Origin of the sequence: Streptomyces sp. NBC_00239 (assembly GCF_036194065.1) — a bacterium.
Classification (GTDB): domain Bacteria; phylum Actinomycetota; class Actinomycetes; order Streptomycetales; family Streptomycetaceae; genus Streptomyces.
In genome coordinates this window covers 57,695-82,608 of the sequence record NZ_CP108096.1, presented here as the reverse complement: position 1 = coordinate 82,608, position 24,914 = coordinate 57,695, and the positions used below count along the sequence as shown (strand labels likewise).

The 24,914-nt window shown below is 68.9% G+C and carries 26 protein-coding genes; 17 read left to right on the top strand and 9 right to left on the bottom strand.

Annotated features, from left to right (window positions below; translation table 11 throughout):
* Window positions 1-84 precede the first annotated feature (84 nt).
* The 7 genes from OG764_RS38175 to OG764_RS38145 all read left to right on the top strand — a co-directional run bounded on the left by OG764_RS38175 (window position 85) and on the right by OG764_RS38145 (window position 8,085).
* A complete protein-coding gene (locus tag OG764_RS38175) occupies window positions 85-1,404 on the top strand; it encodes a PTS transporter subunit EIIC (protein ID WP_328973397.1) in 1,320 nt (439 codons plus the stop codon).
* A gap of 1 nt (window position 1,405) precedes the next feature.
* A complete protein-coding gene (locus OG764_RS38170; protein WP_328973396.1) occupies window positions 1,406-1,780 on the top strand; it encodes a hypothetical protein in 375 nt (124 codons plus the stop codon).
* Between the two features lie 32 nt (window positions 1,781-1,812).
* On the top strand, window positions 1,813-2,121 hold the full coding sequence (locus OG764_RS38165) for a glycosyltransferase (RefSeq protein WP_328973395.1): 309 nt from the start codon (window positions 1,813-1,815) through the stop codon (window positions 2,119-2,121).
* An 89-nt stretch (window positions 2,122-2,210) separates the two neighbouring features.
* Window positions 2,211-3,665, top strand: a complete 1,455-nt coding sequence (locus OG764_RS38160) for a site-specific integrase (protein WP_328973394.1) — start codon at window positions 2,211-2,213, stop codon at window positions 3,663-3,665.
* Window positions 3,665-5,407 (top strand): hypothetical protein, encoded by a 1,743-nt coding sequence (locus OG764_RS38155; protein ID WP_328973393.1) that lies wholly within the window; start codon window positions 3,665-3,667, stop codon window positions 5,405-5,407. The genes OG764_RS38160 and OG764_RS38155 overlap by 1 nt, the downstream gene beginning before the upstream one ends.
* The gene (locus OG764_RS38150; protein WP_328973392.1) at window positions 5,404-7,575 is read left to right on the top strand and encodes an integrase; all 2,172 of its coding nucleotides are present in this window, start codon (window positions 5,404-5,406) and stop codon (window positions 7,573-7,575) included. The genes OG764_RS38155 and OG764_RS38150 overlap by 4 nt, the downstream gene beginning before the upstream one ends.
* A gap of 12 nt (window positions 7,576-7,587) precedes the next feature.
* A complete protein-coding gene (locus OG764_RS38145) occupies window positions 7,588-8,085 on the top strand; it encodes a hypothetical protein (RefSeq protein ID WP_328973391.1) in 498 nt (165 codons plus the stop codon).
* Between the two features lie 85 nt (window positions 8,086-8,170).
* Here the strand turns inward: OG764_RS38145 and OG764_RS38140 are convergent, their stop codons facing one another.
* Window positions 8,171-9,643, bottom strand: a complete 1,473-nt coding sequence (locus OG764_RS38140) for an MFS transporter (RefSeq protein WP_328973390.1) — start codon at window positions 9,641-9,643, stop codon at window positions 8,171-8,173.
* An 834-nt stretch (window positions 9,644-10,477) separates the two neighbouring features.
* Between OG764_RS38140 and OG764_RS38135 the strand changes: the two genes are divergently transcribed.
* Together OG764_RS38135 and OG764_RS38130 are read left to right on the top strand one after the other, a co-directional pair.
* Complete coding sequence (locus OG764_RS38135; RefSeq protein WP_328973389.1) at window positions 10,478-11,245, top strand: glycosyltransferase family 2 protein; 768 nt, start codon at window positions 10,478-10,480, stop codon at window positions 11,243-11,245.
* Between the two features lie 489 nt (window positions 11,246-11,734).
* Complete coding sequence (locus OG764_RS38130) at window positions 11,735-12,106, top strand: hypothetical protein (RefSeq protein WP_328973388.1); 372 nt, start codon at window positions 11,735-11,737, stop codon at window positions 12,104-12,106.
* A 175-nt stretch (window positions 12,107-12,281) separates the two neighbouring features.
* On the opposite strand, the gene OG764_RS38125 is transcribed toward OG764_RS38130, so the two are convergent.
* Both OG764_RS38125 and OG764_RS38120 read right to left on the bottom strand, forming a co-directional pair.
* Complete coding sequence (locus OG764_RS38125) at window positions 12,282-12,908, bottom strand: hypothetical protein (RefSeq protein WP_328973387.1); 627 nt, start codon at window positions 12,906-12,908, stop codon at window positions 12,282-12,284.
* A gap of 245 nt (window positions 12,909-13,153) precedes the next feature.
* On the bottom strand, window positions 13,154-13,936 hold the full coding sequence (locus tag OG764_RS38120) for a hypothetical protein (protein ID WP_328973386.1): 783 nt from the start codon (window positions 13,934-13,936) through the stop codon (window positions 13,154-13,156).
* Between the two features lie 238 nt (window positions 13,937-14,174).
* On the opposite strand from OG764_RS38120, the gene OG764_RS38115 reads away from it, so the two are divergent.
* From OG764_RS38115 to OG764_RS38090, 6 genes are all read left to right on the top strand, one after another.
* Complete coding sequence (locus OG764_RS38115) at window positions 14,175-14,882, top strand: hypothetical protein (RefSeq protein WP_328973385.1); 708 nt, start codon at window positions 14,175-14,177, stop codon at window positions 14,880-14,882.
* A gap of 338 nt (window positions 14,883-15,220) precedes the next feature.
* Entirely contained in the window at window positions 15,221-15,751 is a 531-nt protein-coding gene (locus tag OG764_RS38110; protein ID WP_328973384.1) for a hypothetical protein, read from the top strand.
* Between the two features lie 60 nt (window positions 15,752-15,811).
* Window positions 15,812-16,033 carry a hypothetical protein gene (locus OG764_RS38105; protein ID WP_328973383.1) on the top strand — a complete coding sequence of 74 codons (222 nt, stop codon included), beginning with the start codon at window positions 15,812-15,814 and terminating at the stop codon, window positions 16,031-16,033.
* The gene (locus OG764_RS38100) at window positions 16,030-16,977 is read left to right on the top strand and encodes a Mom family adenine methylcarbamoylation protein (RefSeq protein ID WP_328973382.1); all 948 of its coding nucleotides are present in this window, start codon (window positions 16,030-16,032) and stop codon (window positions 16,975-16,977) included. Before OG764_RS38105 ends, OG764_RS38100 begins: the two co-directional genes overlap by 4 nt.
* 253 nt (window positions 16,978-17,230) lie before the next feature.
* On the top strand, window positions 17,231-18,745 hold the full coding sequence (locus OG764_RS38095; protein WP_328973381.1) for a TniQ family protein: 1,515 nt from the start codon (window positions 17,231-17,233) through the stop codon (window positions 18,743-18,745).
* A gap of 214 nt (window positions 18,746-18,959) precedes the next feature.
* Window positions 18,960-19,709, top strand: coding sequence for a nuclease-related domain-containing protein (locus OG764_RS38090; protein WP_328973380.1), 750 nt, complete (start codon window positions 18,960-18,962; stop codon window positions 19,707-19,709).
* A gap of 274 nt (window positions 19,710-19,983) precedes the next feature.
* Here OG764_RS38090 and OG764_RS38085 read toward each other — a convergent pair whose 3' ends face one another.
* The 6 genes from OG764_RS38085 to OG764_RS38060 form a co-directional block, all read right to left on the bottom strand.
* The gene (locus OG764_RS38085; protein WP_328973379.1) at window positions 19,984-20,463 is read right to left on the bottom strand and encodes a hypothetical protein; all 480 of its coding nucleotides are present in this window, start codon (window positions 20,461-20,463) and stop codon (window positions 19,984-19,986) included.
* Between the two features lie 71 nt (window positions 20,464-20,534).
* Window positions 20,535-21,026 carry a hypothetical protein gene (locus tag OG764_RS38080; RefSeq protein WP_328973378.1) on the bottom strand — a complete coding sequence of 164 codons (492 nt, stop codon included), beginning with the start codon at window positions 21,024-21,026 and terminating at the stop codon, window positions 20,535-20,537.
* 153 nt (window positions 21,027-21,179) lie between these two features.
* The gene (locus OG764_RS38075; RefSeq protein WP_328973377.1) at window positions 21,180-21,386 is read right to left on the bottom strand and encodes a hypothetical protein; all 207 of its coding nucleotides are present in this window, start codon (window positions 21,384-21,386) and stop codon (window positions 21,180-21,182) included.
* A gap of 68 nt (window positions 21,387-21,454) precedes the next feature.
* Window positions 21,455-21,910, bottom strand: a complete 456-nt coding sequence (locus OG764_RS38070; protein ID WP_328973376.1) for a hypothetical protein — start codon at window positions 21,908-21,910, stop codon at window positions 21,455-21,457.
* Window positions 21,911-22,277: 367 nt separating this feature from the next.
* On the bottom strand, window positions 22,278-22,838 hold the full coding sequence (locus OG764_RS38065) for a hypothetical protein (protein ID WP_328973375.1): 561 nt from the start codon (window positions 22,836-22,838) through the stop codon (window positions 22,278-22,280).
* A gap of 35 nt (window positions 22,839-22,873) precedes the next feature.
* Window positions 22,874-23,362, bottom strand: coding sequence for a hypothetical protein (locus OG764_RS38060; RefSeq protein WP_328973374.1), 489 nt, complete (start codon window positions 23,360-23,362; stop codon window positions 22,874-22,876).
* Window positions 23,363-23,672: 310 nt separating this feature from the next.
* Between OG764_RS38060 and OG764_RS38055 the strand changes: the two genes are divergently transcribed.
* Window positions 23,673-23,951: an HU family DNA-binding protein gene (locus OG764_RS38055; RefSeq protein ID WP_328973373.1), complete on the top strand. Its 279-nt coding sequence runs from the start codon at window positions 23,673-23,675 to the stop codon at window positions 23,949-23,951.
* 176 nt (window positions 23,952-24,127) lie between these two features.
* On the top strand, window positions 24,128-24,901 hold the full coding sequence (locus OG764_RS38050; protein ID WP_328973372.1) for a hypothetical protein: 774 nt from the start codon (window positions 24,128-24,130) through the stop codon (window positions 24,899-24,901).
* Window positions 24,902-24,914: the final 13 nt, after the last annotated feature.

The window sequence follows — 24,914 nt, the reverse complement described above, 5'->3', positions numbered from 1 at the left end:
CAGGAGCCCCGACATGTCCCGCGCCCTGGCCGCCACCGCACCACGGCGCCTCCGCCCGCCGTACGCCGACCGGAGGCCGAACACGTGGTGACCCTGCCGTTCACCCGGTCAAAGACCGCCGCCCCGGCCGACGACGGCGCGGCAGCGGCGGACCCGACCACGCTCACGGCACGGCTGCGCCGCATGGGCCAGGGCATCGCGCTGCCGATCGCCGCGATGCCCGCCGCCGGCCTGCTCCTGCGCCTGGGACAAGACGACCTCCTGGGCCGCTACCCGGCTCTGCACACCACGGCCGCGGTCATCTCCGGAGCGGGCTCCGCCGTCCTCGACTACCTCCCGGCGCTGTTCGCCGTCGGCATCGCCCTGGGCCTGAACCGCGCCAAGGACGCCGCCGGACCGGTCCTGGCCTGCCTCATCTCCTACCTGATCCTGGCCAAGGTGGTCCTGGTCCTCAACCCGCTGCCTGCCGACCATCTCGACGCTCCGCCCGGCCGCTGGCCCTACGGCGCGCTCGCCGGGATCGTCGGCGCCCTACTTGCCATGGCCATCTGGAAGCGTGTCACCACCGGTCGGCGCCGTATCCCCCCGTTCGCCGCGTACGGGATCGTCGCCCTCGCCGCCATCGCTGCTGGCTCCCTGCTCGGGCTCGCCTACCCCTCCGTCGAGCGGGTGCTCACCGCTTCCGCGGCCGCCGTGTCGGACAACGCGGTCGTCGGCGGAGGCATCTTCGGGTTCCTCAATCGTCTCCTTGGCCCCATCGGACTCCACCAGCCCCTCAACGCCGTTGTCTGGTACCTGACCGGCGACTGCGGCAACGGCATCAAGGGCGATGTGCCCTGCTTCATCCAGCAACACGACCCGGACGCCGGCGTGTTCATGGGCGGCTTCTTCCCCGTCTATATGGCCGGCCTACCCGCCGCCGCTCTCGCGATGTGGCGCAGCGCGCTGCCCGAGCACCGCCGCCGCGTCGGATCCCTGCTGCTGCCCGCAGCAGCGATCTGCTCCCTGGCCGGGGTCACCGAGCCGATCGAGCTGACCTTCGCCTTCGTAGCCTTCCCCCTCTACCTCGTGCACGCAGTCCTGACCGGACTCAGCCTCGCGATCGTCAACTTCCTCGACATCCATACGGGCTTCGTCTTCAGCGCCGGAGCGATCGACTACGTCCTCAACTACCCCATATCGCAACGGCCGTTGCTGCTGCTGCCACTCGCCCTGGCCTACGGCGCCCTCTATTACGTCATCTTCCGGTTCGCGATCACCCGCTTCAACCTGCGCACTCCCGGCCGCACACCCGCCCCACCCGACACAGCGCGTCCCGACAGCCCGCAGGGCCCCGAGCTCCCCTCTCCCTGCCCCGCGGCACCGCACACCCGAACCCCACCAGCACGATTGAAGGAGCTGTGAGTTGACTCGGCACCCAGTACAGGCAGCCTGCTACGGCATCGGAGCGATCTACCCGATCGCCATCCTCGATCCGGTCCACCGGTGGCACCGGCCCGTCCACCCCGGCCTGCCCGAGCAGCACCCCGACTACGGCACCGGCATGCTCGTCCTGCGCTGGACCGGACCACCGGGCGAGGACATCCACGCCCCGGCGCTCCTCGAAGCCGCAGCGGCCCGAGCCCCCGCCGCCCCGCCCACCGGCGCCGAACTGGAGGCGTTCCAGACGTCGCTGCCACCGGGGCTCCGCCTGATCGACCTGCCCGACAAGTACGTCATCGGCCCGTGGGCACAGCGCCCCGGAGCCACCCGGTCCACCCCACCGCCGCACGCCGCATAGCACCCGCTCGCCCTACCTCCTGGAAGGCTCCCGTGTCCCGACGCCCCCACGCGCAGGTCGCCGTCATCACCCCGACCGCGCTGAACCCCGCCCGCCTGCCGTTCCTTGAGGAGCTGTACGAGAGCCTTCGTGCTCAGGAGGAGATCCTCTGGAGGTGGATCCTCGCCCCCAACGGGGCGACGGCCCAGCCCGACCTCGTCCCGAGGGCCATCACCAAGGACCCCCGGGTCAAGGTGGTGGCCAGGCCCGACCCTGGTCCTGCCCCGGCGCGTAACACCTCGCTCAACTTTGTCGAAGAGCCGCGCTGCGTCTTCGTAGACGATGACGTAGTTGCTGCTTAACAGCTGTGTCGCATTGCCAAGCCCTCGTCAGATAGGGCCTGTTGCAGTCTGTTGCACTCTGCCGTGTCGGAAACCTATGGTCTGCGGCCATGCAGAAGATCAGCTTTTCGGCTTCGGGGTGGGAGACCTGGGATGTGGCGCGTCAGCCGCTGATCCGCGAGCAGATGCCGGTTCTCATCGATGATGATTTGCTCTTGGAGGACGCCCCCGGGTCCCCGCGACCGACGACGGTGGCGAACAGGTACCTCGGGGATCTGCCGATCAACGGCGCGCCGGCGGTGCGGACATGGGAGAACAGCGCCGGCTGCCTCTCTGCGTGGCTCTCGTTCCTCCAGGAGCGCGGGGTTCACCCCTTCAATGACCGCCGGGAGTTGCGTGCTGCGCTGAGCATGTACGCCGAGTACCGACTGGCCGGCCCCCTGAAGGTGCGCTGGGACCACACCACGTGGAACCTGCACGTGAGCATCCTGTCCGCCTTCTACGACTGGGCGAAGGACGAGGGCGTGCTCAGCGTCGTGCCCTTCACCTACCGCGTGGGGCACAGGATGTCCCACGGCGTGCTGGAGAAGGTCAGGAAGAACATGGCCAAGCTGGGGCGCCCTCGGCCTCACACGACGATCAAGCATCTGGAGTGGGACTTCGCCGAGCTTTTCGCGCGGGCACTCGCTGGTCTCGACCCGCTCGGTGAACCTGACCTCCGCTACCGCCGCCCCCGGGAAGGCGCCCGGAACTCCGCTATGGGCGGCTTCGTACTGTCCAGCGGGTTGAGGAGTAAGGAGTTCACCCACCTGACGACCTACGAGATCCCGCCGCTCCCAGCCCGCCCGACGACGCTTCCCGTGCTCTTCCCGCTCGCGTACGCGATCACCAAGGGCGAGAAGGACCGTACGACGTGGGTCCACTACGAGCCGCTGGCCACGATGCACCAGTACATCGATCTGGACAGGGCAGCCTCGGCAGAGGGCTTCAGGTGGCGGCCCCCGTCGAAGCTCGGTGAGCCGCTGTACGTCGAGGAGCCCGACTGGGAGGGGGCGCGCCTCAATGGGGTACGTCGCTCGTGGAGGAGTCTGCGGCCGGCCGAGCGCCTGTGCCTGGTCACACCCGAGGGGCAATCCCCGCTGGTGGGCCTGCGGTCCACGGGCGCGCCGTTCGTCGACTGGGCGACCGTCTTTCGGCGCACCTCGGCACGAATTCGACAGAGATACGAGCCTCGGTTCCCGACCGTGGCGCCCCACCGGCTGCGCCACTCGATGGCAATGCGGACCTTGGAACAGCTGATCAAGGGCTACTACGCACGGCTTGCCGACCTGATAGAGGACACCGATCCCGATGCGGCGCTCGCGCTCTACCTGCGCAAGCACGAGCCGATGCTCATCCTGCGTGACCTGCTCGGTCACTGGAGCGTGACGTCCACGGAGCTTTATATCGCGCGTCTGGACATCACCCGGATCTACAAAGACCTCTACCAGAGTGCGCTCGCCCGGATCGACAGGGCCGCCGCAGCTGAGGCCGAGGCCGAGTTCGACGGCGAGGTGAACGCCTGATGCCCGCCACCATCGTGGACGAGCCGCTGGGTGTCCACTTCATCTTCGTCGACGGCACCGACTGGACCGTCAGGCTCGCCGGGTTGCCCAACCCGCAACTGGCACGTGACCTGGCGGTAGGTCTCGCGGCCAACGCCCATCCCCATGGAGGCATCAAGAGGCGGGGCACGGCCAATGGTTACGGGATCGCCGCGCGGAGGATGGTCCACGCGCTGTCGAAGAACGGTTTCGACGGGCCCGCCTCCGAGCTGACCCGCGGCGTGCTGATGCGGTTCTGGATGGCCAGCAACCCCACCCGGGAGCGAAACACCCGTCAACTCCTCAAGGACCTCGACTTGACCACCGGGTGCTTGCGCCCGGATGTCCGCGCGTACCTCGACGGCGAACCTGTCCAGGCCCGGCCAGTGCTAAGCACGTACAAGGCGTACACCGACGACGAGTGGGAGCGGTTGGAGACGACGTGCCGGCGCGCGGTGGACGAGAGCTATGCCCGCTACAAACTGGCAGTCCAGAGCGACAAATGGGGTTCAGATCCGCTTCTCACTGACCGGGAGAACGCGGAGGAGGACATCGCGTGGCTCATGCTCCGGCGCGGCCCGCTGACGTACAACGCATACCTCGACTACTTTCGGGCCCGCACCGGTGAAAAGCGCGGAATGCGCAAGACGTTCTCCATCACTGGCTGCGCAGCCGCGCAGCAGGTGCGGGACGACCTCTTCCCGAACCGCCCGATCATGGCCGCCTACAAGGCGTTGCTCGGCGTGTACTGCGGCGTCGTGCCCGACGGCATCGCCGACCTAGGCGTCGGCGATGTGGAGTGGGCGGGCGACGCGACGATTCTGCTGTCCTACGTGAAAGGCCGTACGGCCCGCGAGAGTTCGGTTCTGACGGGTCCCGCGGTGCGCCTGCTGGAGCAGTGGCTGGATCATTCCTCCACGCTGCGGCGCTTTGCCGTCGACGACCTCCAGGAGGAGCTGTGGATCGGCGCCACCGACAGTGGTGACGCCGCCCGCGATCACGTGAAAGGGGCGCATCGGCGCAAGTTCGTGGAACTGAACGGGCTCGTCGATGACCAGGGCCGAAAGTTCTCCATCCATGGCGGACGCATCCGGCACACCTACGACGAGCGGCTGGCCCGGCGTGGCTGGACCGGGCGCGCGTTGATCGATCCGAACCACAGTGCGCGCACCGAGGGGGATCACTACGCCACTCCCACGGACCCCGACCAGCTCGACGAAATCGATTCGATCATCAACGACGGGCAGGCCGAGATCCTGCGCAAGGCACTTCCGCCCGTCGTTCTGACCAGCGAGAGGGCCGCGCAGTTCGCGGCTGACTTCCCCGACGAGGTGCGGCGCTTGGGGCTGGATACGGCCGCCATCGCCGAACTCGTCGGCGGCGAGCGCGATGTGTTCACCGCGGCCTGCACCGACCAGCTGGCCGGTGTCCATGGTCCGGCCGGGAAGCCGTGCCCGGCCCGCCCGTGGGTGTGCCTGCTGTGCCCGCTGGCGGTGTTCTTGCCGCGGCATGCGTCGAACCTGCTGCGGCTCGACGCCTTCTTCGGCCGCCAGTTCCAGCAGATGACGACCGACCACTACCTGCGGGTGTTCGGCCCGTACGCGCACCGGCTCTCCCACGACATCCTGCCGAAGTTCTCCTCGGAGGCGAAGGCGAAGGGCGAACTGGATGTGGCCGGCGACGACAGCGAGATCCCCCTGCGGCCCGAGGAGGCCACCCGATGAAGCTCCCCCGCCCTCTGCGCGCCCCGGTCACGATCACCCGCCGGCCCGTCTCCGCTTTCTCCGGCTGCTACGTCCATGAGGCCACCGGGCTGGCGCTGCTGCCCGGCTCCGTACGCTCACGGTTCGAGGATGACCTGTGGGACTTGTGGGGCCTGGCCGACAAGCCGCGGTCCATCAAACGGCACGAGCTGACCTGGAACTTCTTCAAGATCGTGAACCCGAATTGGCGTGTGGTCGCCAAGGAGATCCTGATCGCGCTGCTCGCCCCGCAGCACGACAGCGTGCTGGAGTGCGCTCTGGCACTGCGCAAGAACCGCAGTCCCCGTACCTGTAATCGCTTCCTGCGGCAGTTCACCGCGTGGTTCAACTGGCTCACGGCGAACGGGGTCACCTCCCTGGAGGAGGTGACTCAGGAGCACTGCGACAGGTTCGCAGCCGAGGCACAGTGGTACGTCCCCAAGCCGGATGCACCACCGGTCCAGGCGGAGCCCGAGACCCTGGCCGAGAGCGTGCGCGTCGTCCAACTAATCACGTTGTACGGCGACTTGCTATCCACGGACAGTTACCGGGCGGGTTTCGTCCCGTGGGACGGCCGGAGCACGATCAAGGTCGTCGGCGGTACGTGGCTGCGGGCCAACCGCACTCCGTCGGTACCCGATCACCTCCTCCAGCCTGTGCTGGCCACCTGCCTCTACCTGGTCAACACCGTCGGGCCGCACCTGGCCGATCTCGTCGAGAAGGTCCGCGAGGACGCGGCGACGACGGTGGACTTCCCGCGTGCCACGCTGGCCCACATCCCGGACGTGAAGCGCCTGATCGCCCAGATGCACGCCGATCGCGTGCCGCTGCCGCTGACCGATGGCCGGACCGAGGCCCGGCGTATCAGGACCGATGACCTCGCGCCCCTGAAGGACCTCGCGTGGTATCGCCTCGCGTACCAGGTCTGCACCAGCACCATCGCCGGAGCGTACCTGCGCGAGAAGATCGCGCCCGAGCTGCTGGCGCTCGCCAAGGATGTTGGTTTCGAGAACTACTGGGCGCGCACAGCACCCACGATCGCCCGCGAAGAGGACGGTGCACTGGTGCCGTGGACAGCCCCGCTGTCCGACACCGGGGTCCAGTCGATGGTCGCCAACGTCCTTGTGGCGTGTCTGGTGGTGACCACCGCGCTCAGCGGCATGCGCAACAGCGAGTTGGTCGAGCTGAACGTCAGCTGCCGGCGCCAGACGGTGACGAAGTCGGGCGGCACCCGGTACCGGCTCGCCGGCCGTTTGATCAAGGGACAGAAGCTCGGCGGGGTGCCCGACGAGTGGGTCGTGGTCGAAGACGTGCACCGCGCCGTCGCCCTGGCTGAGCGCCTGTTGGGGGCGCCGCCCGGCGCCGCGTTGTTCAACACCGTCGCCCTGTCGTTCGGCCTCGACCGCATGAGGAAGTGGCTGGAGGAGTCGGGGAACCGTGAACGCTGGGGTCTGCCGGTCATCCCGGCCGGTCCCATCAGCGCCCGGATGCTGCGCCGGACGCTCGCTCTGTCGATCGCCGCGCGGCCCGGCGGGCTGCTCGCCGCGAAGATTGCGCTGAAGCACATCTCCGTCGCCACGACAGAGGGGTACGCCGCGCGCCCCGGCGGATCCCAGCGGCTGTTCCTCACTGAGGTCGAGGAGGCCGAGCAGGAGAAGCACATGGAGCTCACCGTGGAGGCGTTCCACGACCTCAAGGAGGGCCGCGAGCCCGCCGGTCCCGGTGCCCGCGGGCTGATCGAGGCACTCCAGCATGTGGATGCACAGCTCAACGAGGCCGCCCGCCACGATCCGAAGGTTCTGGAGGATGACCGGCACTTGGAGAACCTTCTCAGCAAGCTGTCGAAGGTGCTTCACGTCGGAGCGGCGAACTTCTGCTGGTTCCGCGACCCGTCCAAGGCGCTGTGCCTCAAGCTGGCGGGCACCCCGAACGCCAAGAAGCCGCTGGTGGGGATGTGCGACTCGGCCCGCTGCCCGCAGGCCACCCACCATCGCAGTCACCGGCCTGTGTGGCTCGGACAGGTCACCGTGATCGACACCTTCGTCGAGAGCCCTCGGGTGGCCAAGGGCGAGAAGAAGCGGCTCCTGCCCGAACGCGACCGTGCCCTGCGCGTGGTCGCCGAGATCGACGCAGCTTCTACGGCGGCGTGAGAGAGGAATGTGATGGCTCGGCTCACCGAGGAGGACAAGGCCCGCAACGAGGCCGCCATCCGGGCCGCGATGGAGCGGATCCTGCGCGGCAACCTGCCGCCGGGCGGCAAGACCGACCTCAAGACGCTCGCGGCGGTCGCCGGGGTGACCCGCACCGGCTTCTACCCGAAGAAGAACCGCGACGGCACCCACAGACCCGGCACCTACCAGCACCTGGCCGAAGAGTTCGAGCGCCGGGTGCGCGAACTCCAGCAGGCCGGGAAGATCGTCGACCCGCGGGACGCACAGATCAAGCGGCTGAAGGCCGAGCGAGAGGAACTGAAGGGCCGCGTCGCGGACCGTGACCAGCGCCTGGAGAAGCTCATCGGATTCAGGACGCTGGCGATCTCCCGGCTGGCCGCCCAGCACGAGGAGATCGAACGCCTCCGCCGTCAGATCACCGACGGCGCCAACGTCCGGACGCTGCCGGCCGCCGCGGACCGCACCGCGCCGTATGGATCGTGCAGTTGACCGATCTAGGCCGTATGTCGGAAGCGCTCTGGGTTACCCGCTGCGGTGGCACGTTCTTCCGTGTGCCGCCGCAGCGGGCCGTGGTTCAGCCGGTCTGGCTGCTCGTTCGTGCGGGCAGGAGGAACATGAGTGCCCACATGGCGGCGAAGGCAGCGCCGACCCACCACAGGACGTGGGTGAAGGCGTCGCGGTTGACCGCGGCGTCGGACGAGCCGCCGGTGGCGGAGAAGAACACCAGGGCGGTCAGGGCGGTTCCCAGGGCCATGCCCAGGTGGATCGAGGTGTTGAACAGCCCCGAGGCCGAGCCGGCGTTCTCGTGCGCGACCTTGCTGAGCGACAGGTCGGCGAGCGGTCCTCCAATGGTGCCGAAGGCGAGGCCGAGCAGCAGCAACGGCAGCGCCATCTCAAGGAGGGCCAGGTCCGCCTGGCCGCTGCTGATCTGGAGCCCGTAGGCCGCCGTCGCGACGAGGGCGATCAGTGCTCCGGCCTGGGGCAGGCGGCGCCCGTAGCGTCCCGCGGTCTTCATGGTGATCAGGACGCCGGCCATCTCGCCGACGGTGAGCAGCACGAAGGCCAGGGACGCGTGGAGCGGGCTCATGCCCAGGCCACGCTGGAGGAACAGTGTCCAGGTGATGAAGAACATCCCCGACAGCAGGCCGAACGTCATCTGCGCGGACAGCCCGCCGGAGAACGCCTTGTCCCGGAACAGGGCCAGCACCACGAGCGGGGCATCGTGCTGCCTGCGCTGCTGCTGACGCAGGAAGATACCGAGCACGACGAGTCCTGCGGCGAGCATGGCGAAGCACCACAGCGGCCACCGGTGGGCGTGGCCTTCGGTGAGCGGGAAGACGATCAGGACCACGGCGAGCGCGGAGAGCAGCACACCCGTGAGGTCCAGGCGCTCCGCCTTCGGCGCGGTCGACTCGGTGATGAACTTCCAGCCTCCGAGGAGTACGGCGAGGCCGATGGGGAGGTTGATCAGGAAGATCGTCCGCCAGCCCAGCCCGAACAGGTCGGCGCCGGTGAGCACACCGCCCAGGACCGGTCCCAGGACCGAGCCGACGGTCAGGACGGCTCCGTAGAGGCTGAAGGCGCGGCTGCGGTGTTCGCCGTCGAAGGTGACGTGGAGGGTGGCCAGGACCTGAGGGATCATCACGGCGGCCCCGGCGCCCTGGAGCACGCGGGCGCCGATGAGCATCCCGGGCCCCATGGCGAGGCCGCACAGCAGGGAAGCCGTGGTGAAGACGGTGGTGCCCATCAGGAAGACCCTGCGCCTGCCGTAGGTGTCGCCGAGTCGGCCGCCGGTGACCAGGCCGAGGGCGAGGGCGAGGCCGTAGCCGGCGGTGAGCCACTGGACCTGGGCCGGGGTGGCGCCGAGCGAGGCTTGGAGGGTGGGGATGGCGTTGAGGACGACCGAGTGGTCCAGGACGTTCATGAGCTCGGCGACCAGGACCACCACCAGGGAGATCTTCGCGGCCAGGGCCACCTTGGACGTACCTGGCTGAGCCGAGGGCTCGGAGGAGGATTGCGGCTCGTTGCCGAGCGCGGGGGAAACCACGGAAAAGCTCCTGATCCAGAAGAATCGGGGAGCCCGCCGTCAGCCGCAACGGGTCAGCACAGCACAGAGCCCAGGGCAGACGGCAGAGCTGCACCCGGGAACAACAAGGAGAAAGGCGGGGGTGGGTGACGCAACTCAGACCAGCGCGACGTCCGCCCCCGGACACGTTCGACACATCAGAACGCGGGGAAACGACGGACGGCTACTTGGCCTGGGGGTACAAGCTCACCTCAAGATCGTGAAACGAAGAGTCCGGGCCCTGCCACCGAGGTCACCAAGCAGCAGGAACCTCACCACGGTACGACAACCGTCAGGTCCCGCGCACCTCAGATACCTCGGGCGCCGCTCGTCGAGCACGTGGCCAGGGGTTCACAGCCACTCGTTGACAGCATCGACGAGGACGGTCGCCTCGTAGCGGACGGCCTAGTGCCGTCGTTCCGCAGTGCGGGCCGTCCGCCGCGACCGCGGTGTCGTCCGCCGGGACGCCGACGCACATTCACCGGCCGCCCGCGCCTCGCGTTTTACCGTCCCGGTATGACGGATCTCCACCCTTGCATAGCTGGCACTGCAGGCCCCCGGCTGACCCGCGAATCCACTGCAAGGCGTTGGAAAATATCCACAGCCGACCCGTTGAACAATTCTTCCGGGCGGGCCGGATCGGGACTGTCCGGATCGCTCGAATCTGAATGCCCTCGCAAGATCTGCCTTGTGTCCGGTTTCGTTGGCACTCTCGAAACCGATGCAGGCATCTATAGCAGGGGGTCCCCGGTTTCCGAAACCGGGGATCCTCCGGACTATTAACGCTATCTCCGACCTAGCAAGGAAGTCGCCGCTGTGACCGTCTCTGACCACGCCGAAGTCGCCGTCATAACCCCGACCCGGCTGCGCTCGGACCGCATCCCGTACCTGCTGGAGCTGCACGCCAGCCTGCACCAGCAGGACGTGGAATGGCAGTGGGTTCTCGCGCTCGACGGCGTGCCGATCTCGCAGCTGCCCACGCGCCTGCGCGACGACCCCCGCGTCCAGACGGTCCCTCTACCCCGAGCCGTCGGAGCAGGCGCAGCCCGGAACTTCGCCGTGAACGAGGTCTCCGCGGATTGGTGCACCACAGCCGATGACGACGACCTCCTGCCAGAAGGATCCTTGTCTGTGCGCCTCCGGCACGCCCGCGAGCACGGTCTCGGCTGGTGCGCCGGCTGGTCCGCAGACCTTCACGCGGACGGCGCCGTATCGACGTGGCGCTGTCCGACACCTCCCGGGTTCCATGAAGCCGGCGACGTGTGGAGTTACTGGCCAAATCCCGAGGCAACCATCCCGATTGGTCCTACCACCCTCCTCGCCCGCACCGACCTTATCCGCGGAAGCGGCGGATACGCGGCCCTGCCCCAGGGGGAGGATTACGCCTACCTGGTCGGCATTACCGGCACCGCTTCCGGGGCTCTTCTGCCCACCGTTGTCTACCACTACAGAAAGCACCCGGAACAGATGACCGCCCAGCCTTCATATCCGGCAATGGAATCCCGCGCTCGCCAATTCGCGTGGCGCCATGGCAAACACCTGACGTCCCTCCGCGCAGGAATTACGCAACAGATGTCGGCGTAACTGGACTGCACCCAGGGTGACTTGACGGGCGCGCCGTCCGCGATGGCCGGCGCGCCCGTACGCCGACACCCGCACCCATCCCCACCGTCCCACCGAATGGAGACCCGCATCCCCTCACTCATACGCCGCCCCGGCAGACCTCCCAGATCGAGCGCTGTCCGTTCGCAGGCCGCGGTCTCGTACGGGCGCACCCCTCTCCGACGCGAGGACATCACCCGTCCGCGCGTGACGTCTGCCACAATTCCAGGAGAAGTTGGCCTCCAGAAAGCGACACCGTGGTCCACCTGGCATCCGAGCGGAATCGAGCGACCGCCCCGTCGTAAAGCGACACGGCCTGTGTGGGACACAGGGTTTGCCGCGACTAACGATGATGTTCTTCCCCCGTACTCCCTGGCCGTCCGCAACCAGCGCGCCGAGGAGACGGGGCTGAGTTGGATCGCCGGATACTCGGCCGACTGGGACGCCACAGCTGACACCCTGTCGACTTGGATGTGCCCCACGCCCACCGGCCGGCACGCGGCCGGCGACGTCTGGACGCACTGGCCCGACCCGCAAAACACCAAGCCCCCCATGGGTCACTGCATGCTGCTCACCGACACTCGCCTCGCACAGGCTGTCGGGCATGGCGGACTCCACAAGGGCGAGGACTACGCCTACGTCCTCGGCGTCACCAGCCGTGCTGCTGGAGAGCTGATTCCCGAGGTCGTGTATCACCGGCGCATACACCCCGGCCAGTGGACCGCCGAAGACACCTACCGTGATCAGGCGGAGTACGACGCGCGACAGCACGCCTGGCTCAAGGGGAGAGCCGAGCGGGAGCTGCACGCCCTCACCCTCCCTGTGGAATCCGCCGCTGCGTGAGCAGTGCCGGCGGCTCATGAGCACCGTCCAGCACATCCGGGCGGTCATGAGCACTGGCAACGGCCGGTAGAGATGAGCGATGAAGGGCCGCCGGGGCACCGAAGGCGAGGCCCCCGCGCCGATCGGCTGCGGGGGCCAGTCATCCGGACAGGCAGCGGACCGAGATGCGTCCCGGTCAGCCCTTGTTCGCGAACTTCCAGATGCTCGGGTCGCCCTCATCGTTCGCGGACCAATGCACCTCGATCGACTTGGCGTTTGCCGGGACCAGATACGACTCGCAGAGCGTGTGGCTTTCGCCGGCCTTCCATCCCTCGATGTCGTACGGGTCCTCGCAGCCGGCGCCCGTGTCCGCGGCGCCGATCAGAAGTGCGCCCCGCTGGCCGTCGGCATAGATCCTGGTGCCCTTGTTCGCCTCGGAACGCTCGGCGAGTGCGGGGCCGCCCTTATGCGTGAACTTCACATGGGCCACCGCCAGGACCAGCCCCTTCGCCGCTTCCTTGTCGGTGACGAGCTTCTGCGCCTCGGCCTCGGTGCCCACGTCGACCTTCTCTGCGACCACGTCATAGGTGACCCTCTGGCTGCCCTCCTTCACTTCCCCCGTAGCGGCCTTGCCCGGCGCGAGTTCGCCGCCGGCCGGATCGCGCGGTGAGACGCTCGCCTCGCCCTTCCCCGCTGCCGCCGACCTGTCGCTTGACTTGCCGGAGTCGGACTCGGAGCTGTCGCCTCCGCCGCACGCGGTCAGCCCCAGGGCGAGAACGGCGATCGGTGCGGCAGCGCGCAGGACGGTCTTTCGGAACGGCACAGGAACTCCTACCTGGAGGTGTTCCCGGAACGCCGAGGCGCCGCGCGGGAACAACGGTCAGTGACGTCCCTGACCCTCCAGCCGTCGCCCTGTGGACAGAGTCCGGCCGCGCAGCACCAGCCGCTACGCGACGCTCGTCTCCACCATCCGGACACGACGCCACAGGGCACGTGACCAGGTCCCCGCTCGCGGACACCGCGTTCTGTACGACGCGACGGCGCGAGGCTGGCCGTGCACGATGGGGGCTACCAGTGCGCCGGTCGGCGCCCTCGGTGTAGGGCCCCGAGGAGGGTGACGCCGAACTTGTTGCGCAGGCGCCGCAGTTCCCACAGCGAGAGCAGGCTGACGGACACCGGCGGACCGATCAGGAAGAGCAGCTGGACCGCTGGCGGCGCGACCACGGGGGACCCGCCGGTGAGCTGGAAGCCGAACATCACCCAGACCAGCAGCGGTGAGAGCAACGGGGGGAGAACCTCGTGAACGTCGCCGGTGCGGAAGACGTAGTGGACGCACAGCACTGCCGCCGCGAGGCCGAAGGGTACGGCGAAGAGCACCGCGGCCAGGGCGGCAAGGAGGAAGACGATCTGGAACGCGCCGAACTGCGGAGCCAGGCGGGCCCCGCCGCTGTTCTGCAGCAGGAGAAACAGGATGAGCACGGACGCGAACAGCGCCGCGAAACCCGCCATCGGTCCCGATAGCCGGCGTACGTACACGGCGCGGCCCGGGGCACGCGCTGCGGCCACGAAGAGCACGAGCGCCAAGGGGCCGGCGACGACCAGCACGCCGGTGCTGATGAGGACCTCCGCGAGCTTTTCCTTGGCGAAGGCGGACATCGACTGCTGCATCGGGTACGCGTAGATCATCCATATTGTCGCGGCGATCCCGATGACCGTCCGCGCCAGCTGAACGGCTTCGATCGTTCCGTCGGTTAGCCGGCCGGGCCGGGCCGGGCGGAAGACGCGGGCCGCGAGGGCGAACGGCAGCATCAGGAATGCCGGACGCGTTCTCCTGGGCGGGTGCTGTGTCATGTAGGTCATCGAATCCCCCGTGGGGCGGGCCGGTCATCTGCCGGCGGGCGGGTACTGCAGAGCGTGGTGCGGTCGAACTGCGGCCTGGATCAAGCGCTGTTGCGGTCGGCTGACGTCCGCGACGCGAGCGGCCGACCCCTTCACATGACCCAATTAACTTGACTGAAGATCGCATTGTAGCTTAAGCTATATGGGTCACGCGAGGGGGGTTCCCTCGCTCCCCGAACCAGGGAGTTTCATGATTCACCTGCCCCTTGCCCAGGATCTCGACAAGGAGATCTACAACCCGCACGAGTTCCACAACCGGGTACGCAAGGCCCTCCTCACCGCCGCGGAACTGCGGACCAGCCACTTCGGCGGCGTCATCACGCCGCGCGAGGTGAGCACCCTCACGCACGAGCACATGGCGCTCGCGGCACGCCGGATCAGCGAAAAGCCCCCGACGGTGCGGCCCGACGGCAGCCCGACCGCCGACCTGATCATCGAGGTCCTGCTCGTCCTCCACTCGGCTCAGCCCTCCGGCCGCGGCCGCAGCATCCACCAGCCCGCGTGGGTTGCGGACTTCACCAAGGACCTCCACCAGGCGATCCCGATCGCCTTCGACGCGTTCTGGAACAAGTTCGACGGCCATCTGACCGCCGACCTCATCGACAACCTCACCCCCCGCCAGATGACGTCCATCGCACGCCGGATCAACCCGGCCGGTCGGGCGGCCACTCAGCTCGGGACCCACTCCGAGCTCCTTGTCCGCAGTCTCCTGCGCGTCATCCATGACGCTCAGCCAGACGTCTCCGCCGCGGTGCCCGCCCCCGTCACGGCGGCCCAGATCGACCAGGGCAGGGCAACCGAGCCGACCACCCTGAATGAGGCAGTGACCGCGGCGATCGCCGCAGCGGCCCAGTCGAAGACCCCGACGATCGTGGTCTTCAGCCTTCCCCAGCCCTAACGCCGCCCCCGCGCCCGGCGGTGCTGACCAGCACCGCCGGGGCGGCCGCCCCGGCGGCACCCGGCGCAAGACCTGGCCGCTCCGCGGCGACGACGCCCCGGCGCGCCCGGCCCGCCGCGCACGCGAAGGCACGCAGTTCAGAGGGACAGCGCGCCTCAGCGGCCTCGCCCTCGAAACCCCACCAGCCGCACCGCACCGGTCGGCGGCGCGCGCTACGACGATCCGGCCGCCGACCGGCCTGCGCGCGCCCGCCACCACCCGCCCGACCGTCACGCCCAGAGCGTGGCGAGATCCCGGCACGCGATCTCAAACGCCCATCACCACCAAGGAGTTCTGCCATGCACCACGATCTGGAAAGCGCAGTCGCCGGCCTGTCTGGGGACGAACACGTCCTCGCGTACGGCGTGGACACCCGCGGCCACCAGGTGACCCGCGCCGGATACCTGCTCGCCGCGCCCCAACGCAAGACCGGGCAGCACGACAACGGCAGCGAGGAGGGCTGGCTCGTTCACGTCGGCGCGCGCGAAGCCGTACCCGAGCGCTCCAACCGGGTCATGCTCTACCCGGGCAACGGACGCATCGCGCGCACCCCCGAGCCGGACATGAGTCGGTGGCGCAAGACCCCGCTCACGCAGACCGGGGCGAGCGCGCGCACCAGGAATCTGCAGATCGTGTTCGGCGGCAAGGCCCTTCGCGGATCGGACGAGCCGACCGAGGAGACCCTCGTGGACGTCACCTACAACACCGAGGGCCTGTACATCCTGAGCATCCCGGACACCGGGGGAATGACCCACTTCCAGTGCCGCCTCGCAACGACGATCTGGTGGGCGCCGGTGCCGGCCGCGAACTCCCCGGCAATCGGGGCCTGAACGTGACAGCGCAGAAGACACTTCCGCCGGCCGAGCTGCCGGAGGAGGCGATCGAGACCTATGCCTGACCGCACCGACTTCCCCACCCGCATCGGGCAGCCCGCGATCAACAATCTCGCCGCGCTGCTCCGCGGTGACGTACGTGTGGACCCTGAGCAGGCCGAGGAGCATGCACGCCGCATTCTGACCACGGCGGAGAGCATCGGGTACCGCCACGGCGCCGAGGTCGGCTACCTCGAGGGCCTGTCAGCGGGAGCCACACGCGACGAGGAGGGAGCGTGACCCCGCTGCAGACCGAGCCCCGCCAGCTCCACCTGACCGCGCCCCAGCAGCAGGCCCTCCAGCTTCCCGGTGCCGAAGACCTGTGCCAGCGGTGGCACGAGCGCACACCGACCTGGCGCCGCACGAGCGAGGGCGGGTTCGACCCCGGCCTGCACCGTGTCGTTGCCATAGCGGAAGGGCCCGCACGTCGCTTCGTCGAGATCCACCACTACAGCGGCTCCTGGCCCGCCGTCCGCTTCGTCTTTGGTTTGCAGCGCATCGACGAGCCACCCGGCCCCGGCGAACCCGCCGGGGGCCGGCTCCTGGGCGTCCTCTGCCTTGGCATCCCGATGAATGGCGCCGTCCTCGACGTGTTCGAGGGGACCCGCAGGTACACCGAGACCCTCGAACTCAACCGGCTTGTCCTGCTCGACCGAGCCGAGTCCAACGCCGAATCCTGGTTCTGCGCACGGGCGTTCACCGCAGCCGCGCGGCAGGGTATACGTGGCGTAATAGCGCATTCCGACCCGCAGCCGCGTGTCCGGCGCACGCCCGAAGGCGGCACCGAGCTCCTGAGCCCCGGCCACATCGGGCACGTGTATGCCGCCCAGGACTTCGTGTACCTGGGACGTACGCGTCCCCGCAAACTCACGGTCCTGCCCGACGCCACGGTGCTCTCCGATCGCACTGTTGCCAAGATCAAAGGTGATGAAGTCGGACATCGTGGTGCTGAGCGCCGCCTCGTCGAATTCGGAGCATCGCCGCGCCGGTCCGGACAGTCCGGCCGCGACTGGCTTGTCCAGGCCCTCGAGGAGATCTCTGCGACCGTTGTCCACCACGGTGGCAATCACCGGTACGCCCGTGCGATCGGTCCCCGCCGCACTCCCATCATCGCCACGGCCTATCAACGGCCCCGCCATGGGCGGACCGGAGCGTCCACCCCGATGGGACAGCGGTCGACCTGAGTACCTGCTTCGGACTACTAGCTGCTCCGCTGCCCTCCGGGTTGCCGATACCGGCTCGGACGCCTGGGCCTGCTGGGTACGATCAGGGCAGGGCAACCGCGCCGCGCCCGAGTCCCGCCCGACCGCGACCACGCCGCATCAGGCACCGAGGCCAAGAGTCTGAGACTCGCGCGAGGTGATTGGCCTGCCGCGATGTCCTTCATCGACGGTCGCAGAGCGTGGGACAGCCGACCGTGGACAAGGTGCGACACCGATGACGAACAAGAACCGACGCGAGATCGACCGCGCGGTCCGCCAGTACCAGCAGGGCCATCCCGGGACCTCCCTCTCGGATGCGCGCCGCGCCGTTGCGCGCAGCGCAGAACAACCCGGCCCGGCGCCCTCCCGGCTCCCGCACGTCGTGCTGCCGCGGGCCGGCGAGTCGCTCGTGGACTGGATCGACCGGCTGGCCGAGGCCAATGGAGCCCGCCGGCACCAGATGATGGAACGCCTCGGTCTGGAGCCTGGGCGCTCGGCCAACGAGCGGCTCCGCGACCTGGCCCAGCACATGCCGGACCACACCGCGCGCCAGCTGCACGCTGCCACCGGGATCGACGTCGAACTGGCCCATGCGATGGCAGCTGTCCCTCCGAGGCCGAACCGAAGTGCCCCGGAAGGGCCGCTGACCGCGGACCAGGCGGCCGATCGCCTCCACCATCTGCTGGCCGAGGCACGCTCGAAAGCGGAAGCCGAAGGCCTGCCTGCCTCGTCGTCCTGGAACCTGCAGTTCATCGAGCCGCAGATCACGCGCCTCGGTGGAGCTGCTGCGCTGCGCACGGCAGCCAAGAAGGCCGCGCGTCGCCTGCGGATGAGCGTCCGTGTCACCGTCTACCGCCCCGAGGGACACCCGGAGCAACTCATCACGGTCAACAACCAGGGCCCGTACAAGACCGTCAAGCGCGATCCGGTAGACACCCTGGTGTCCGTTCCGTTCGAGATCGCCCCGTTGCACCGCCGAGGCCCGCAGTGTGACTGCGGCCGTGGCTACTGCCTCAGCGGCACCGACACCGGCTTCGGCCCGGAGCGATGGCCTGAGCAGATCTGGGACTCGATCCGGCCTGACACCGACCTGCGGACCCTGCCCGAGGAAGACCGCACCACCTTCGCCATCGACGTGCTGTTCGCGCAGCTCAAGCACCGCGACTTCCGTGACTCCATCCTGGACCTCACCCCGTTCCTCGAAGGAGCCGAGCTCGGCCCCCTCGCCGACGTCCAGGTGTACGCAACGAACGCCCGCGGCCACTACCGCGGTCGCTCGCACGGTGCGGTGTGTCAGCACGCCGACACCCGTGAGGGCCGCGGCTTCGGCCCCATGCCCTCGGAGCGCCACGAGATCCTCTCGCTGGCCGACCTCGTCGAGACGTTGCGCCCCCTCCACCACAGCGGTCAGCGCATGGGGCTGAGCAGCCTGATCGGCCCCGGCGCCGCGCGACGCGACCGGGATCTTGAGGAGCGTTGGTGCACCTCCTGCGGCGGATACTCGGTCCGCCGCTTCACCAGCGCAGAGCAGTGCGCCCACTACCTCGCGGTGCACGAACGCTGGTCTCAGCGCATGGATCACGAACCGGACACCACGGCCGAGGACGAGGTCAACGAGGATGAAGAACGGGCCCAGGAACTGCTGAGCAAGGTGTTCGGCGCGCTGGAGTCTCCCGGCGTTCTGCGGATCTTCGACGCCCACGACCGCGCCACGGGGATCGTTCCCGACGAGCCGCGCGAACGCCCGTAACAATCTGCAGGCCGCGCGGCACCCGCAGCACCCCGGGGTGCCGGGCGCCTGAGCCCGTCCCAGTGCGAGCGCACCACGGACGTGCTCAGGCATAGCCGCCGAACGCGCCGGCCCCCTCCGCGGCAGCCGGCCAAGGATCTCCCCGGACTCTGTCCACAGCCCGCCTCGCGCACCATCGCCGTCTCCACACCTGTGTGATCTTGAAGGAGACCGCATGCCCAAGACGCGATCGAGGCGCCGCCCCGGCGCCGGAGCGAGCGCCCAGGCCATGGCCGACACCATCCGAGCGGCCGAACGCCGCAAGCAGCACCGCACCGCGGCCTGGGCGATCCCGTTGCTGGTGGCGCCGATGGCGCTCGGCATCGGCTTCCTTGTCGCGGCCGTGACCAGTTGGCACGCAGGTCTCGCGGTCGCCGTGGTGACGGCGGTACTCGCCCTGCGCCGCATCTACCGGAGCAAGGGCAGCACCTGGGCCACCGGCGCCGCCGGCGAACGGCGCACTCGCTGGATCCTCGCCCCACTCGTCTGGTGCGGACTCGGACGGTGGGCAGTCCTCCACGACCGCCAAATACCCCGGTCCCGCGCCAACCTCGACCACATCGTCCTGGGCAAGTGCGGCCCCGTCTACGTGGACACCAAGACATGGAAGTCACGCAAGGCCAAGGTCCACCTGCGAAGCGGGAAGCTCTGGTACGGCAACCACCCCCAGAAGGACTCCCTCGACACCGTGTTGTGGGAGGCCAGCCGCGTCGCTGAAGCGCTCGGCTGCCCCGTCCAGGCCGTCGTCGCCGTCCACTACGCCGCCGTTCCTCCTGGCGGGCTGATCAGCCAGGGGGTGACCATCATCCAGTCCAGCGAGCTCCGGCGGTTTCTGCGGGCGCTGCCCAAAGAGCCCGGCTGGGACCGCAGGCGCATCGCCGGGGCCTACCAGCTCGCCAAAACGCAGCTGCGGCCCGCAGGCTGACAGACGCCGAGGGGGAGGGGACGGCCGGAGCCCATGCCGTCCTCGATGGCCATGCGGATGTCTACTCGCGTCCGCCACGACGTAATTCACGTGCATTGGGCATCAGTTGGGGCTACTGTGCCGTATGTGAGCCCCGGGTCGCAGTCACTGCGATCCCCCCCCCGCACACTGTCCGGGGCACAGCTTGGTAAGCCCCGGTGTCCGCCTCTGCTCCTAGGAGTAAGCGGCCCGGGGCACAGCCTTTTTCGAAGCCAACGAGCTTGGGGCATGCAGGTTAGTCCGCGCTGACCACGGTGTACGTGATGGTCATCCGCACGAGTCGTACCTCGGCGTCGGGGTGGCGCCGCTGCCGATCACCCAGTCGCTCCTGGGCCAGGTCGTACTCGTCGTCGCGGTAGCTGAACCGGAACCGGCCGGCCGGGTGCCGGACTTCGACGATCCAGGCGTCTACGGCAGGGTCGGCTTCAACTCCGGCGTCGGCCGGCACCCACATTGTGATCGGTACGCGTGCGGGCACAACACGGATGGCCACCACGCACCGGCCCCATCCGTGGTCCACGACGTCCTGCTGCTCGGTGAGCGGCCTGTCGTAGTCGACGGCCCAGAAGGCGTCGGCGTGCTGGAAGATGCACCGCCGTGTCTCGGCCCAACGGCCGTTGGAGACATGGAAGTCGGCAACGGCGCGGTGTTGCGGCAGGTCGTGCGGAACGCCGAGGGCGCGGATCTCTTCGATGGTGAAGGTACGGGTCTTCAACGATCTCCTCGCAAGGGGCGGGGCGTGGAACGCCTGGGGGCCGTGGCCCATGGCCACGGCCCCCAGGGAGGTCACTTGAAGGTGTCGGCTTCGGCCAGCTGCGCGACGCGCTGGCCGAGCTCGGTGCGGAAGGCCCGGAACAGAGGTCCGTGTTCGCCGGTGCCTCCGTCGTCCGGCTGGACATTGCCGTGGTCGTCGCGGTACTCCGCGAGGCCCAGCCAGGCCAGTCCGTTCTTGGTGACCCAGTGGACCTTGCTGGTGAAGGCCCCGCTGTCGTCGACCCGTTCGGTCAGGTCGCGCCACTGGGCTGCACTCAGCGCCGCGCGGCGGCCGGCCAAGGTGATCCGCCAGGTCGTGTCGCCCGCGTAGACGAGCGCTTCGTCGTCGCTCAGCCGGTACCCGTCGGAGTCTTCGCGGTAGATGAACTTCGCATCGAGCATGGCCTTGAGCAGGCGGGAGGACACCTTCGACGGGAGGTGTCCGTCCGGGTGGACCGATGCGGCCTTGAGGTATTCGACTTCGCGGGTCGTGGCCTGGCGCTGCGCCTCGGGCTTGAGATGCAAGAAGCCTCCTTCGAGGGGAATGGATGGGCGTCACCGTCCTTGGACCTCGCGCGCAGGCCGGGTGGCCAGCGTCGCGGTCGGCCCCGGCTCAGCGGTGCCAGGTGGAGGTGGGTGCGGCCGCTGCGGTCCGCCTCGGCGGGGAGTGGCCCGGTGTCACAGCAGCGCAGACATGACGACGACGAAGCCGCCGAAGCCGACGAAGAACGCGCCGAACCCCAGGAAGTCGGAGTCGATGCGCTTGTCGAGTTCGTGGAGTCCGCCCGCGGCGAGCAACATCGCGATGCCGATGATGAGTTGGAGCCACCAGGGGAGCTTGTCGATGCTGGAGAGATCGGCGTCGGAGGCAAGGTACGAAATCACGGGGGGCGCTCAATTCTCGTTGGTCATGAAGCGGCTGAAGCGGCCGTCGCGTGTGTCCTGCTCGTGCGTCACACCAGGCCGGGATCGGTGCAGTGGACCGTCCTCGTGCGTCCCACGGCGTCGGTGACCGTCCACAGGGACTCGGTGACGTCCGTGTTGAGCTGACGCCCCCGGGCCTCCTCGGCCGCCTGCTGAGCGTCATTGACGTCGTCGATCTCAATGCGCCAGGTCGCCACAAAGGCCTCGGGGGCGGTAGCGGGCGAGGGCACCTCCGGGAGGAGCACCAGGGCGCCGAGGTCGAGGGCCCTCTCCCACCCGGCGCGACGCAAGGTCTCGGCGAAAGCGGTGTTCTGCTCCTCCTCGAGATCCCAGGTGTCGGAGCTGAGCGGGTTGTAGCGAACGATGATGTGATCCGCCCCGGGATCGGGGCGGGCGATGAGGATCTCGGCCAGCTCGTGTCCAGCGCTGTCGAGCGCGGCGCGGACGGCCGAGAGGGCAGGGTCGGCCTGTGAGGGCGTAGGCATGAAGAGTCCGTTCTCTCAGGCGGGGCGCGGGCGCAGTACCTGCTGGTGCGGCCTGGCAGGGCGGCGCGTTGTCGGTAGATCTGGGGGGGGGCGACGGACCCGCCCGGGGGGTTGGGCGGGTCCGTCGGAGGAAGCCGTCCGGCGGGCGTAGGGGAGCGCCGGACGGCGGGTTGGTGAGTGCACCGGGAAGGGCTCTGGAAGAGCCCCTCAACCCTTGTGACGCATATAGCTTAACCCATACTTCCGAATGAATCAAATTAGTAGGGTCGCGAAGAAAGGGGGTCCGGGCCACGCATGTAACGGTCACGGTTGCGCGAGCGGCTCACGAGGCGGGGGGTGCCCAGTTTGCGGTCGGCGGGGCGGTCGTCTAGGCCGGGGGAGTCTCGCGAGTCTCGTCTGCCCGTGCATGCGGCGCGAGCGCGAGCGCGATGCGCAGGACCTCAGCGGCCGCGAAGACGCTCTCGTCGGCCAGTTCGAGCGCGACGTCGCCGCGGCCGAACGGCGAGCGGGCCGCGGACCCATGCTCTCCTCCATCCAGGTGGCAGATCACCACCTGCTCCTCACGGGGCAGCGCATCGAGCGCGGGCCACGGATCCTGCTCGCAGTCGCAGGCGTGGTCGTGGAAGCACTCCTCCTCCAGGTGCTTCCGGATCCGCTCGTAGGCCGCGGGACTGACGTGGATCTTCAGGGTGGTGCGCTCGCCCCGGGACTCCGGGACGATCACGGCCGTACCCAGACCCGAGGTCATCACGGCGTTGGCCGTGCCGGGCATCCTGCTGTGCTGGCGGATGCGCCCCTGCGCGGCGTCGGCCAGTGTCGCCAGTGCCACCGTGCGGGCGGTGTCGATGGCGTGGCGGACACCGTCGAGCGCGGCGCGCAGGGCCATGGCCGAGGTCTCGGGCAGCACGTGAGGATCAACGCGGTTCATCTCGCACCTTTCTGGAGGGGCGGCAGCGTGCGACGTCAGCGGACGTCCGCCAGGACCTGCCGGTCCTGGCGGAACCGCTGGATCATCGGAAGGCGGGCACCGGGCTGAAGGAGCGCCGGCAGTTTGGCGGGCGCGGGCTCGCCGTCGGCGATTCGGCGGGCGTAGCTGATGGCCTTCTGGAAGGCGGTGAGGTACGGGAGGAGGTCCTCGGCCGCACGTCGTCGCAGACGCCGGTCGCGGCGGCTCCTGGGCTCATCGATGAAGCGCTCACTGCGCTCGTAGATGCGCTCGAGCAGGAATCGGCCCCCCACCAGGGACGCCAGCGCCCGGTTGCCGGCGACCACGCTTCCCGTGCCGGACGCGCTCAGCGGCAGTACGTCGGCGGTGGCGCGGTCGACGGCGCCGGCGATCGCCTTCCAGGCGTCGTCCTGCAGGAGTGCATGGTTGGTGCCGCCCGGAAGGCCGGAGTTCCCCAGTCGGAACCGAAGCCGGGGCAGGAAGAGCGGTATGGCGAACGAGCTCATCGTCGAAGTCCTTTCGGAAGGCGGCCGGCATCGGCAGCCGGGCGGAAGCGTCGGGATGCGGAGCCGGCGCGGAGGGCCGGGGCGGCGCCCAGGTGCAGGCATGAAGAACGATCACGACCCTGGAAAATTAAGCCACGCCTCAAATGTATGTCAAATTACTAGGGTCGCCGTGTATGGTGAGGGAACCTTCGCCGAACAGAGGCACCGCCGTCCCCTCGGGTGCCGTGGTGCGCGACGGGGATTGTCACTGGGTGCTGGCAGCATGAAGGCGCAGCAGCCGAACAGGCAGAACGAACATGGAGACCCATATATGAACCGCAGTGAGTTGGTGGCCGCGCTGGCCGACCGCGCCGAGGTGACCCGCAAGGACGCCGACGCCGTGCTGGCCGCCTTCGCGGAGGTGACCGGCGAGGTCGTTGCCAAGGGCGAAGAGAAGGTCACCGTCCCTGGCTTCCTCACCTTCGAGCGCACCCACCGCGCCGCCCGTGAAGGCCGCAACCCCGCGACGGGGGCGGCCATGACCATCGCGGCCGGCTACAGCGTGAAGGTCTCCGCGGGGTCCAAGCTCAAGGAAGCTGCCAAGGGGTAGCGATCCGGCGCGTGCGGTGACCAGAGGGCGTGCCGGGTCGACCGGCTCGCCGTGAAGTCGCCTATGGGGCGGCCCGGGACCACCCCGGGCCGCCCCAAAATCTTGGGCCCGAAGCCGTGGCATCAAACATAGGAAAACGAAGGTAAATATTGGGAATATCTGGTAAGCTCTGGCGTATGGATGAGGCATTGGACGCGATCGAGCGGGAGATGGACCGGCTCCGGACCGAGATCCGGTCCGCCGCCGAGGCGTCCGACGGCGATCGGGTCACGGAACTCCGCGCCCAGTTGCGCGCGGCACAGAACGGGTGGGATGCACTGCTCCCCGGAGCACCCGCCCCCACCGCGGCGCCTGTCCTTCGGCGGTCCATGAAATCCACACGCGAGCAGGTGCTGGAAACCCTGACCCTGATCGGTGCCCCGGCGGCGCAGAAGACCATCCGCAGCGTCCACCACGCCTTCTTCGGTACGTCGCTCGCCACCACGAGCCTGGTTACTCTGAGGCGGGACGAGGAGCGCAGCTTCCGCAGCCGCAGCGGCCCGCGCACCCACGTGTGCCCCGCGTTGGCCGCCGATACCTTGCGGCCCGTCCGGTCCATGCTCGCCTCGTCCGACTGGCCCCTGTCCCAGCGGCTTCTCGCCTCCGGATCCAGCCGGGTCAACTACCTGACCATGGCCGTGAATCTGGCCGAGGCCGCAGAGCGCACTGCCGGGGAGGCGTACGCAGACGCCGACGCGATCCACGACCTGCTCCAAGGCCTCGCGCTCAACATCCCCGGCCTCAGCAGCGGGCAGCCTGTCAGCGCCGCGCGGATACGAACTGTCGCGCAACGAGAGCTCGAGCACCTGCTCCCCGCCGACCAGGAGGCGCGCGACAGGGCAGCCCGCGCCGCCGCCCAACTCGAAGCCGCCGAGCGCCTGTTCGGCGTTCCAGTTCCGCAGAACACCTGATGACCACCGCAGA